Consider the following 12,786-nt stretch of genomic DNA (forward strand, 5'->3'; position numbering starts at 1 on the left):
AATTAATCAAGTTTTTATTATTGAAATATCACTAAATAGTTAAAGTTATTTTATTTTTAACAATAAATTTCTTCTACTTTTTAAATTTTAATAATATAATATAAAAACTAAAATTAAAAATGTTAATTATAGTAAATTAATTGTAATATATTTAATAATTGTTTTAAAATATTTAATAAGTTAAAAAGTGTATTTGGGGTAAAAGTATTTATATTGCTTATCTTAACTATGATTATATATTTAATTAATCAGTTAATTATATTTTAAAGAATCATTAATATATTGCATTTAATATTTTTTATTATTAAGGGGGCAAATATAATGACAACTTTTAAGCTAAAAAAAATTTCTGCAGTTATAATGGCTTTAATTCTTAGCACATCATTATTTATTGGCTGTAACAATGATGTGAATAATCAAAGTGATGAGCCTACTAAATCTTCTAATTCTTCTACAGAAGTAAAACAAGAGATAATTTATAATTTAGGAGCTGATCCTCAGACAATTGATCCTGTTCTAAATACAGCAATAGATGGATCAAACGTAATTGTAAATGCATTTGAATGTCTAATGGTGCTTAATGATAAAAATGAAGCAGAACCGGGAGCCGCTGAAAGTTATGAAGTATCAGATGACGGATTGGTTTATACCTTTAAGTTAAGAAAAGATGGAAAATGGTCTGATGGACAACCTGTTACAGCAAATGATTTTTATTATGCTTGGATGAGAGGAATGGATAAAAGTACTGCTGCTGAATATTGTTATCAATTTTTCTATATTAAAAATGCTGAAAAATATTATAATAATGAAGTTTCAGCTGATGAAGTTGGACTTAAAGTTTTAGATGATTATACCTTAGAAATTACATTAGAATCACCTACAGCTTATTTTACTCAATTATTAGCTCACCAAACTTACTCACCAGTAAGAAAAGATATAGTTTCTGCTAACCCAGATACTTGGGCAACAAGTCCTAAAACATATATTGGTAATGGTGCATTTAAGTTAGTAAAATGGGATATGAAGGACCAACTGATTTTTGAAAAAAATGAATATTACTGGGATGCAGATAATGTAAAATTGGAAAAATTAACGTTTAAATTAGTTACAGATGAAACTACTGCATATTCTGAATTAAAAGCAGGTAACTTTGATGTTGTGAATTCAGTTCCGCCTAATGAAATTGCTCCTGGAAAAGAAGCAGGGTTAGTTCAAATAATTCCAAAGCTTGGTACCTACTTTTTTGCAATAAATGTAGGAAAACAAAATAGTTTAAATTCAGACATAAAAAATGCATTAAGCAACAAGCTTGTAAGGCAAGCTATGAGTTTAGCTATTGATAGACAGGAGATAATAGATAATGTTGGAAAAGCTGAACAAGTTGCTGCTTATAGTTTTGTACCACTAGGAATTCCAACATATGATGGTACGGAATTTTCTGATAAAAAATATTATGATCCACAAGATATGGAAGGCAATATAGAAAAAGCTAAAGAATTATTAAAAGAAGCTGGATATGAAAATGGTGAAGGGCTTCCAATTTTTGAATTAATGTATAATTCGGAAGGTGCACATAAAGATGTTTGTCAAATAGTTCAACAAAATTTATCAGAAGTTGGTATTACTATTGAACTAACAAATCAAGAATGGGCAGTTTTTTTAAATACACGACAAAATGGTGAATACCAAATTGCTAGGCATGGTTGGATTGGTGACTATAGTGACCCTATGACATTTTTAGATATGTGGATAACTGATGGTGGAAATAATGATTGTGGATTTAGTAATGATAAGTATGATTCTTTAATATCAGAAGCTAAGGCTGAAACTGATATTAAGAAAAGAGAAGAACTATTAAGAGCCGCTGAAGATATATTAATGGATGAAACACCAGTTATACCAGTTTATTTCTATACAACAGTTATGGCATGGAATGAAGATGTAAAGGGGGTTGTAGTAACAGCCCTAGGTAAAGTTCACTTCAAAGATGCTTATAAAGTAAATAAATAATTATTAAGAGAGTCAATTTACTGACTCTCTTTTATATATTAATAAATTTATTATAAAAATAAAATTATCTAAAAAACTTAATCTAGATATTTTATCATAAATTGAAATTTTAATTTTTGCAACTCTCAATAAATTTTTTAAACAAATTCATTGTTATATCATCATGTTGCGCCATCATTTCAGGGTGCCATTGTATTCCTATAACAAATGGTTTATTTATCATTTCAATAGCCTCAATAATTCCATCTGGAGATACAGCAGTATTTCTAAAGTTAGGGGCAACTTCCTTAACTGCTTGATGATGTCCACTATTTACAATATAACTCTTACCAAACACTTCTGATACAATACTATTTTCTTCAATATATATGGAATGACACTTTTCTGAAAGGTGACTTTCTTGTTTATGCATTATTGGAGAGTCGGTAGCATAGGATACATCTTGATATAATGTTCCTCCAAAAGCTACATTAATAACTTGACATCCTCGACATATTCCTAATATTGGCTTATTTAATTCAAGAGCTTTTTGGGCTAAATTAATATGATACCAATCAACTAACTCATTACAAAATCCTAAAAGGGGTCTAGGAAGTTCTTTATATGACAATGGATTAACATCCACTCCACCTGGAAGGAGTAATCCATCACATATAGATAATTGATTTATTAAAATATCTATATCACTTATTAAAGGCAAAATAATAGGAACACCCCCAGCAGCTGCTATTGCTTTTGGATAGTTATTATTAATTCTAGTATAATCCTCACCAGCAAATTCAACTCTTAAATCTTTAGATATTCCTCCTGCAATTGCAATTATTGGCTTTTTCATTTTATCCCCTCCTAGAAATAAATATTCATTTTATATTATATGAAAAAAGTACAAATATTTTAAACCTAAATAAGAAATAATAGATTATATTTGAAATACATTCATCGCTTTTTCTATTTGGAACGAAACATAGAATAATTTATAGAATATATTATAAGTCTTTTATAGGAGGTTTCTAAAAATAGTAGATACATCAAAAGCTATTTATACTTATGAAAAAATGATTAGAGATTTAAAAGATTTCAAAAAAAGATATAATAACAAAATAAGTATTAATATTATTGGAAAATCTCATGATAATAGAAACATTTATGAAGTAATATTAGGAAATATAAATAGTAAGAAGCATGTATTAATACATGCTGGAATTCATGGTAGAGAGTATTTAACATCTTTATTAATTATGAAGCAATTAGAATTTTATTTAGAAAATTATAAGGTGAAAAAATATCATGGTATTAAATATAATAATTTGTTTAATTCTATAGCATTTCATTTAATACCAATGGTAAACCCTGATGGGATAACTTTAAGTCAAATAGGTATAGATGGTATAAAAAATAAAAATTTAAAAAGTATAATTTATGAATGTTATTATAATGATTTAAATTCTATGTATACTTGTGATGAATTTAAAAAGTATTTAATGAAATGGAAAGCAAATGCTAGAGGGGTAGATTTAAATAGAAATTTTGATGCTTCATGGGATCAATTAAAACAAACTACTAAATGTTCATTCCAAAACTATAAGGGAAAGCATATTAATTCTGAACCTGAATCTAAGGCACTTGTTAACTTAATTAATAAATATAATTTCATATATACTATAAGTTATCATTCATCAGGAAATTTAATTTACTGGGATTATAAAGATAGCTTAGTAAAAAAAGAATGTAGTGAATTAGCTGATATTATTTCATCTATAACTAAATATATAAAAGAAAAAAGTGATAATGAATGTATAAATGTTGTTCCAGGAGGCTTTAAGGATTGGGTATGTTCAAAAAGTGAAAATCCTATTCCTAGTGTAACTATTGAGGTTGGAGAAGGAACTTGCCCCTTAAGTATTTTAGAATTTAAATCTATCTGGAAAGCTAATTATAAAGTTATAGCAGCTATTGCATATAATCTTATAGCTTATTAGATTTTTATAGTATATTGAAACTATTATTATAGAAGAAGTATAATATTATTGAGGGATATCATGTATAGAAAGGAAATTTTTAGTATATAAATATGATTAAAAAGAGATTTATAATTAAAGTTGATGATAATAATAGAAAACTTCCAATTGAAGGTGAACCCAATAGTATAATAGACTTAGTTGAAGATAATAAGGTTAAACAAAGAAGAATTTTTGATGAAAATGGAAAGGTTATAAAAGATATTGATACATCTAACCATAATAGACCTAAGTTTCACCCCATGGGTGCACATAAACATGTTTATAATTTTAATAATTATAAACATCCTCATGGAAAAGGTGAGGATTTAACAACTGAAGAAATAGCACAAAATAAAGATATAATTTTTGAAGGAATTAATCATTATTATAATTCTATGGATAATTAAATTAAATAGTAGAATAAAAAAATTAATATGTTAAAAATATAAAGCAAAGAATACCAAAATAATAATTTGGTATTTTTTGCTTTAAATAGTAGACAAATGTATTTAATACATGTATAATGTAAAAAAATGATTATAAATACTAAACTAACAATATATATAATTATTTATTAACAAATAATCAACTTTTATAAATATAAACTAAAAATATATCAATAAATATTAGTTATTACATGGAGGATAGAATATGATTAATATTAAAATTTTAGAAGAATTATCAAATGCCTTTGGACCATCAGGTTTTGAAGATGAAGTTACAAAAGTAATAAAAAAACATTGCACCGACATGCTAGTAGAAAATGATTCTATGAACAATGTTTATGCCAAGTTAAAAAATCATAATGGAAATAAATTAGTTGTTATGTTAGATGCTCATACTGATGAAGTAGGATTTATGGTACAAGCAATTAATGATAACGGATTATTAAGTATAGTACAATTAGGTGGATGGCATAATACAACTATTCCAGCACATACTGTCTATGTTAGAAATAGATATGGTGATCTTATAAAAGGAATAACAACATCTAAACCAGTACATTTTATGAATGCTAGTGAAAGATCTAGTAACTCATTAGAAATAGAAGATATTTTTGTAGATATTGGAGCAAGTAGCAGAGAAGAAGTCATGGATGTTTTTAATATTAGAATAGGTGACCCAATAGCTCCAAAAGTAGAATTTGATTTTAATGAAAAAAATAATGTTTGTTATGGTAAAGCTTTTGATAATAGAGTAGGTTGCTTTTGCATAATAGAGACATTAAAAGCTTTATCAGAAATAAGCGGGCTTAATGTTGATGTTATTGGAGCTTTTGCTGCACAAGAAGAGGTTGGAACTAGAGGTGCACAAGTTACTTCACAGGTTGTTAAACCAGATTTAGCCATTGTTTTTGAAGGTTCTCCAGCTGATGATTTATATTACTCCAAAAATATATCACAAGGCGCATTAAAAAATGGAACTCAAATTAGAAATTTAGATCAAGGTTATATAGCAAATCCATTATTTATTAAACATGCAGAAGAAATTGCTGAAAAACACTCTATAAAATATCAAAATGCTGTTAGACGTGGAGGATCAACTAACGCAGCAAAAATAAGTTTAACTTATAAAGCTGTTCCAGTACTAGTTTTAGGAATTCCATCAAGATATGTTCATAGCCATTATAATTATTGCGCCAAAGAAGATATTGAAGCTTCTGTATCTTTAGCTGTAGAAGTAATAAAGAGCCTTACAGAAGAAACTATAAATACTATTTTAAGAAAATAATATTTACTTATTGGGGACTCTATTAAAATATTATTCATTTATATAATTGAAAAGTTAATAACATAATGATTATTTAATATAAGTTAGTAATTGCAATAGCAATTTATATAAAAATACAAAGGGGGAAATTTTGAAATGAAAAAATCAAAATTAAAAAAATTATGTGCAGTTTTATTAGCTGCTAATGTTACTACTTCGTTATTTATTGGATGTGGTAAGGATAATGTAACTAATACTGGGGGAGCAGATAGTAAACAAGAAATAGTATATAACTTAGGAGCAGATCCTGAAACTATCGATCCAATTCTAAATACTTCTCTTACTTCATCAACAATAATTGTTAATGCTTTTGAGGGATTAATGGTATTGGATGAAAATGATGTAGCTAAACCTGGTGCTGCTGAAAGTATGGATGTTTCAGATGATGGTTTAGTATATACATTTAAACTAAGAAAAGATGGAAAATGGTCAGATGGGGAACCTGTAACAGCAAATGATTTTTATTATGCTTGGATGAGAGGATTAGATAAAGAAACTACAGCAGAGTATTCTTATCAATTTTATTATATAAAAAATGCTGAAAAATATTATAATGGTGAGGCATCTAAAGAAGACGTAGGAATTAGAGTTATTGACGATTATACATTAGAGGTAACATTAGAAACACCAACATCTTATTATCCGCAATTATTAGCACATCCAACATATTCTCCATTAAGAGAAGATATTGTGACTGCAGACCCTGAGGGTTGGGCAACAAAACCAGAAACATACGTAGGAAATGGGCCATTCAAATTAGTAAAATGGGATATGAAGGATCAATTAGTATTCGAAAAAAATGATAATTATTGGGATAAAGATAAAGTTAAATTAGAAAAATTGACATTTAAATTAGTAACAGACCAAACAACTGCATATTCTGAATTACAATCTGGTAATTTTGATGTAGTTAATTCGGTACCAACTAATGAAATTGAACCTGGAAAAGAAGAAGGACTTGTTCAAATATTACCTAATCTTGCTACTTACTTTTTTGCTATAAATGTTGGTAAACAAGATATATTAAGTGAAGATGTAAAAGCAGCATTAAATAACAAATTAGTAAGACAAGCTATATGTTTAGCTATCGATAGACAAGAAATAATTGATAATGTTGGAAAAGCAGATCAAATTGCAGCTTATAGCTTTGTACCTCAAGGAATACCTAATAATGATGGTTCAGATTTCTCAAGTAAAGAATATTATAATCCTCAAGATATGGAAGTGAATATTGAAAAAGCAAAAGAATTATTAAAAGAAGCTGGATATGAAAATGGAGAAGGACTTCCTACTATTGAATTAATGTATAACTCTGAAGGATCTCATAAGGATATTTGTCAAATTGTTCAACAAAATTTAAATGAAATTGGAATTAATGTTGAATTAACTAATCAAGAATGGGCAGTATTTTTAAATACAAGACAACAAGGTGATTATCAAATTTCAAGACATGGTTGGAGTGGAGATTATGCTGATGCAATGACATTCTTAGATATGTGGGTTACAAATGGTGGAAATAATGATACTGGCTTTAGTAATGCACAATATGATAGTTTAATTTCTCAAGCAAAGATTGAAACTGATGTAGTAAAAAGAGAAGGTTTATTAAGAGAAGCTGAAGATATATTAATGGATGAAATGCCAGTAATTCCTGTATATTACTATACTACAGTAATGGCTTGGAATAAAGCTGTTAAGGGAATCCAAGTATCTGTAGTTGGAAAAGTATATTTTAAAAATGCTTATAAAGAATAACAAAATTTTAAAGAGAGTCTTAGGACTCTCTTTTAGATTTTAAAAAATAATAATAAAATATTTTATGTCCTTCTAGAATAGTATAGAAACAAAGAAATGTTTGTTTGTAAAGAAATGTTAAATATATAAAAAAATAATATTATTTTTTTTTAAATATAAAGTTAATTGTAAACTAACTATAAATAAAAAAGATAAAAACAAGGTATTTAGCCAATGAAAACGTTAGTATACTCTTTATACAAGATTGACATTTTAATTAATATTTCTTTTTTCCTTGATAATATATCAATAAATACTCTTATTTTTTAACAATATACTTTGACAAATGTAAAATTTCAATTATAATCAAAATATAACTTAACAAATTTTGTATTATAAGCAGATTAATGGTATACAATTATTTGTATAAGTATTTAAAACTTATAAATCTTTTAGGGGCAAGATTATAAGAAAAAATAAATAGATTATTTTTGAATCTATATACTTTAAAAGATATAAATTGCATATAGCAGTTTAGATATAAATACAAAGGGGGCAATTAAAGATGAAAAGTTCAAAACAAAAAAAACTATGTGCAGTATTAATTGCTGCAACTCTTAGTACTACATTACTATTTGGGTGTGGAAGTAATACTCCTTCAAAAGAGGAGGATAGCGCTAAGCAAGAAACTCAGTCTACAGGTAATAAAGATACCAAGCAAGAGTTAGTATTTAACTTAGGGGCAGATCCAGAAACAATAGATCCAACATTAAACACAGCTTCTGAGGCAGCATCAATAATAGTAAATGCTTTTGAATGCATAATGACACTTGATGAAAATGATAATGCAATTGAAGGTGCAGCAGAAAGCTTAGATGTATCAGATGATGGATTAGTTTATACAATTAAATTAAAAAAAGATGGAAAATGGTCAGATGGGGAACCTGTAGTTGCTGATAACTTCTATTATTCTTGGATGAGGGCATTGACTAAAGAAACTGCAGCAGAATATTCTTACCAATTATACTATATAAAAAATGCTGAAAAATATTATAACGGTGAAGCAACTGCTGATGAAGTGGGAATTAAAGTAGTTGATGATTATACTTTAGAAGTAACATTAGAAGCTCCAACTTCATACTTCCCACAATTGTTAGCATTCCCAACATATGCTCCATTAAGAGAAGATATAGTTAGTGCAGATCCTGAAGGATGGGCAACTAAACCTGAAACATACGTATCAAATGGTGCTTTTAAATTAGTAAAATGGGATATGAAGGATCAATTAGTATTTGAAAGGAATGATAACTATTGGAATAAAGATAGTGTTAAATTAGATAAATTAACTTTTAAACTTGTAACCGATGACACTACTGCTTATTCAGAATTACAAGCTGGAAACTTTGATGTAGTTAACTCTGTTCCAACAAATGAAATTGAGCCTGGTAAAGAAGAAGGACTTGTACATGTTATGCCAAAGCTTGGAACTTACTTCTTTGCAATTAATGTTGGTAAACAAGATACTTTAAGTGAAGATGTAAAAACAGCATTAGGTAATAAATTAGTTAGACAAGCTATAAATTTAGCAATTGATAGACAAGAAATAATTGATAATGTTGGTAAAGCTGAACAAGTACCTGCTTATAGTTTTGTGCCACAAGGTATTTATAATGCTGATGGAAGTGAATTTGCTAACAAAGAATACTTTGACCCATCAGATATGGATGGAAATGTTGAAAAAGCAAAAGAATTATTAAAGGAAGCTGGATATGAAAATGGTGAAGGTCTTCCAACAATAGAGTTAATGTATAATTCAGAAGGTTCTCACAAAGATATTTGTCAAATAATTCAACAAAATTTAGCTGAAGTAGGAATAACTGTCGAGTTAACTAACCAAGAATGGGCTGTCTTCTTAAATACAAGACAAAATGGTGAGTATGAATTTGCTAGACATGGATGGATTGGAGATTATTCAGATCCTATGACATTCTTAGACATGTGGGTAACTGGTGGAGGAAATAATGACTGTGGATTCAGTAATGCTGAATATGATAATTTAATTAATGATGCTAAAGTAGAAATAGATTTAACTAAGAGAACAGAAATGTTAAGAAAAGCTGAAGATATATTAATGGATGAAATGCCAATTGTTCCAATATACTATTATACAACTGTAATGGGATGGAAAGAAAATGTTAAAGGCATCCAAGTTTCTGTTTTAGGAAATGTTTACTTGCAAGGTGCATATAAAGAATAATAAAAAGAGAGCAAATTTGCTCTCTTTTTATTATTAAATTGTAAATTAAGAAAATACACATTAAGTTTGATTACTTAATGTGTATTTTCTTAATTTATACATAATATTAATAAACTAAGTATATCTAATTTTTATGGGGGAATATATGAAATACTTAGTAGAAATAACAGCTTATATAATATTAGTTTTTCTTTACATTATACTCTCTACATCTATCTTAGAAAATAATAATATCTCTATAATTTTTAGCATAATATTATTAACTATACTGATATTAACTACCTTAAAATTAAATATAAAGAAAGTACAAAATAAAATAGATAAAAAAATATTTACATTAATAAATATACTTCTAATTCTTATTGTATTGCTATGGAGTTATGTTACAAAAAATATAGATAATATTACTCAAGTAGTTGCAAATAGTTATATATCAAATTTAGAACCCAGTAATTACAATTCTAATTTTAATATAGCTAATTATAATGATATTAAAATATTATACCAAGATAATATATCTGAAGTAATTCCATTATTAAAAGAATTAATAGATTCCTCAAAATATAAATGTGAAAAGATATTTAATAATATAAATGTCTCTTTTACTATAAAATTAGATTATAATCAAGATGTATTTTTATCTAGATTTGGGAAAGAATCAGATAACCTTTCCTCATATTATATAGATAGTACTAAAACTATATATATTTACTTAAATAATTCTTTTGATATTTTAAATGATAAAAATAGTTTTAGTACAATGTTAACTCATGAAATATCCCATTACTATTTTTCAGAGTTTTTAAAAGAAAATGATATATTACCTAAGAATGTTCCCGTGTGGATAAATGAAGGAATTGCCGATTATATTTCAAATCGTTTATATAATTTAGATTATGATTGTAGTGAATTTATTGAATTTAATAAACTTTCAAATTCAAGTGATTGGCTTAAAATAAAGTCAGGAAAACAATATATTCAAAGTTATCATTCAATAAATAAAATTGTAAATATGAGTAATGAGAGTGTAATTACAAATTTGTTACTTGAATTAAAAGATCATAATATAAATGAGGCCTTTAAAAATGTTACTGATATGGACTTTAAGAAATTTGAAAATACCATAAAAAAAAATAATATTAACTCTAAATAAATAGTAATAAAAATCTCATTCTTAATATTAGATGAAAATTAAGAAGTTATAAAATACATATTATTGAATTTATTAACAATTTATAGTACTATATATACGCAAATATAATATATAATGATTTTATATGGAGGTAAATCTATGATAAATTTAATGATTATTTGTGCATTAGTATTATTAATATGTATAACTTCAACAAAAATATTATATAGGTTTGGTGTTCCAATTCTTCTTATTTTTATAGTACTTGGTATGTTGTTTGGTTCTGATGGTATAGTAGGTATATACTTTGATAATTTTGAACTAGCTAGTAATATTTGCTCTATAGCTCTTATTTTTATAATGTTCTATGGTGGATTCGGTACTAATTGGAATATGGCCAAGCCTGTTGCAATCCAATCCATACTTATGTCTTCATTAGGTGTTTTTATTACAGCTGGACTAACAGGATTATTTTGTTTTTCTATTTTTAATACAACACTATTAGAGGGGTTACTTATAGGTTCAGTAATTGCGTCTACAGATGCAGCTGCTGTGTTTGCAATCTTACGTTCTCAAAAGTTAAATTTAAAAAGTTCAATAGCTTCAATATTAGAAATTGAGAGTGGTAGTAACGATCCATTTGCATATATGCTTACTATCATAACATTAGGATTAATGTCCAATGTTGGATATAATAATATTATTCCAATGTTATTAAGTCAAATTATAGTTGCTATTGTAACTTCATGTATATTAGCAAAATTATCTGTTTATTTATTAAGACATGTCAAATTTGAAATAGAAGGTTTTTATCCTATATTCATCACAGCCATAGCAGTACTAGCTTATTCATTAAGTGAATATTTAAGTGGTAATGGATACTTAAGTGTTTATATAACAGGTATTATTATAGGAAATAGTAAAATACCTCATAAAAAAAGTATTTTCCAATTTTTCGATGGAATATCTTGGCTAATGCAAATTTTATTGTTCTTTTTACTTGGATTATTAGCTTTTCCATCACAAATACCATCTGTTATAATTAAGGGAATATCTATTTCAATCTTTATGATTTTCATAGCAAGACCAATTACAACATTTAGTATATTAAGTTGGTTTAAGGTACCTATTAAACAACAACTTTTTATTTCATGGGTTGGTATTAGAGGTGCTGCATCAATAGTATTTGCAATTTTTGCTGTAACATATGGAGTTCCTATAAATTATGATATTTTTCATATAATATTCTTTATGGCGCTATTCTCAGTAGCTGTACAAGGTACCCTTATCCCTACTATAGCAAGAAAACTTGATTTAATAGATGATGAAGATTCGGTTTTTAAAACATTTAATGACTATAAAGAAGATAAGAGTACAAAGTTATTTGAACTTACAATTAACGAAAGTAACCCACTTGCTAATAAAAGTATAATGGATGCAGACATTCCTGAAGATATACTTGTTGTCATGATAAAACGTAATGGAGATGTATTTGTTCCAAATGGTTCTACAGTAATTTTTCCAGGCGATACTCTAGTTTTATCAGGAAATAACCTAATATACTTTACTGATTATAAAGAAGGAAAAAGCACAAATATAATGGAAGTTTCAGTTAGTAGTAATAGTATTATAGCAAATAAATCTATACGTGATTCTAATATAAATGATGATATTCTTATAGTTATGATAAAACGTAAAGATAAGGTAATAGTACCAAATGGAAGTACAGTAATAATGCCTAATGATATATTAGTTATTACAGCTAATGATTTAAAAAAAGTAGAAAGATTAGTGGAAGTGTAATTTAAATTTTATATAAATATTTTAGAAGAACATGTGATTTATATTAATTCACATGTTCTTTTTATTTTAAAAATAATTAA

Annotated in this window: 9 protein-coding genes; 8 read left to right on the forward strand and 1 reads right to left on the reverse strand. The window is 26.7% G+C overall.

Going from position 1 to position 12,786, the window contains the following annotated elements:
* Window positions 1–321 precede the first annotated feature (321 nt).
* Window positions 322–2,010 carry a peptide ABC transporter substrate-binding protein gene (locus HCG76_RS03110; protein ID WP_221698687.1) on the forward strand — a complete coding sequence of 563 codons (1,689 nt, stop codon included), beginning with the start codon at window positions 322–324 and terminating at the stop codon, window positions 2,008–2,010.
* A gap of 109 nt (window positions 2,011–2,119) precedes the next feature.
* On the opposite strand, the gene HCG76_RS03115 is transcribed toward HCG76_RS03110, so the two are convergent.
* Entirely contained in the window at window positions 2,120–2,845 is a 726-nt protein-coding gene (locus tag HCG76_RS03115) for a gamma-glutamyl-gamma-aminobutyrate hydrolase family protein (RefSeq protein ID WP_221698686.1), read from the reverse strand.
* A 220-nt stretch (window positions 2,846–3,065) separates the two neighbouring features.
* Here HCG76_RS03115 and HCG76_RS03120 point away from each other — a divergent pair, with 220 nt between their 5' ends.
* The 7 genes from HCG76_RS03120 to HCG76_RS03150 all read left to right on the forward strand — a co-directional run bounded on the left by HCG76_RS03120 (window position 3,066) and on the right by HCG76_RS03150 (window position 12,706).
* Entirely contained in the window at window positions 3,066–3,989 is a 924-nt protein-coding gene (locus tag HCG76_RS03120) for a M14 family zinc carboxypeptidase (protein ID WP_221698685.1), read from the forward strand.
* 92 nt (window positions 3,990–4,081) lie between these two features.
* Window positions 4,082–4,417 (forward strand): hypothetical protein, encoded by a 336-nt coding sequence (locus HCG76_RS03125; RefSeq protein ID WP_221698684.1) that lies wholly within the window; start codon window positions 4,082–4,084, stop codon window positions 4,415–4,417.
* A gap of 244 nt (window positions 4,418–4,661) precedes the next feature.
* On the forward strand, window positions 4,662–5,741 hold the full coding sequence (locus HCG76_RS03130; protein WP_221698683.1) for a M42 family metallopeptidase: 1,080 nt from the start codon (window positions 4,662–4,664) through the stop codon (window positions 5,739–5,741).
* Window positions 5,742–5,876: 135 nt separating this feature from the next.
* The gene (locus tag HCG76_RS03135; RefSeq protein ID WP_221698682.1) at window positions 5,877–7,535 is read left to right on the forward strand and encodes a peptide ABC transporter substrate-binding protein; all 1,659 of its coding nucleotides are present in this window, start codon (window positions 5,877–5,879) and stop codon (window positions 7,533–7,535) included.
* Between the two features lie 544 nt (window positions 7,536–8,079).
* On the forward strand, window positions 8,080–9,771 hold the full coding sequence (locus HCG76_RS03140) for a peptide ABC transporter substrate-binding protein (RefSeq protein ID WP_221698681.1): 1,692 nt from the start codon (window positions 8,080–8,082) through the stop codon (window positions 9,769–9,771).
* 145 nt (window positions 9,772–9,916) lie between these two features.
* Window positions 9,917–10,924: a hypothetical protein gene (locus HCG76_RS03145; protein ID WP_221698680.1), complete on the forward strand. Its 1,008-nt coding sequence runs from the start codon at window positions 9,917–9,919 to the stop codon at window positions 10,922–10,924.
* 138 nt (window positions 10,925–11,062) lie between these two features.
* Window positions 11,063–12,706, forward strand: coding sequence for a potassium/proton antiporter (locus tag HCG76_RS03150; protein WP_221698679.1), 1,644 nt, complete (start codon window positions 11,063–11,065; stop codon window positions 12,704–12,706).
* The last annotated feature ends 80 nt before the right edge of the window (window positions 12,707–12,786 follow it).

The organism is Clostridium sp. K13 (assembly GCF_019734195.1).
Lineage (GTDB): Bacteria > Bacillota > Clostridia > Clostridiales > Clostridiaceae > Clostridium.

Coding starts and splice junctions, on each gene's coding strand:
- HCG76_RS03120 (WP_221698685.1), top strand. CDS start 3,066: ATGATTAGAGATTTAAAAGATTTCAAAAAAAGATATAATAACAAAATA.
- HCG76_RS03135 (WP_221698682.1), top strand. CDS start 5,877: ATGAAAAAATCAAAATTAAAAAAATTATGTGCAGTTTTATTAGCTGCT.
- HCG76_RS03115 (WP_221698686.1), bottom strand. CDS start 2,845: ATGAAAAAGCCAATAATTGCAATTGCAGGAGGAATATCTAAAGATTTA.
- HCG76_RS03145 (WP_221698680.1), top strand. CDS start 9,917: ATGAAATACTTAGTAGAAATAACAGCTTATATAATATTAGTTTTTCTT.
- HCG76_RS03140 (WP_221698681.1), top strand. CDS start 8,080: ATGAAAAGTTCAAAACAAAAAAAACTATGTGCAGTATTAATTGCTGCA.
- HCG76_RS03130 (WP_221698683.1), top strand. CDS start 4,662: ATGATTAATATTAAAATTTTAGAAGAATTATCAAATGCCTTTGGACCA.
- HCG76_RS03150 (WP_221698679.1), top strand. CDS start 11,063: ATGATAAATTTAATGATTATTTGTGCATTAGTATTATTAATATGTATA.
- HCG76_RS03125 (WP_221698684.1), top strand. CDS start 4,082: ATGATTAAAAAGAGATTTATAATTAAAGTTGATGATAATAATAGAAAA.
- HCG76_RS03110 (WP_221698687.1), top strand. CDS start 322: ATGACAACTTTTAAGCTAAAAAAAATTTCTGCAGTTATAATGGCTTTA.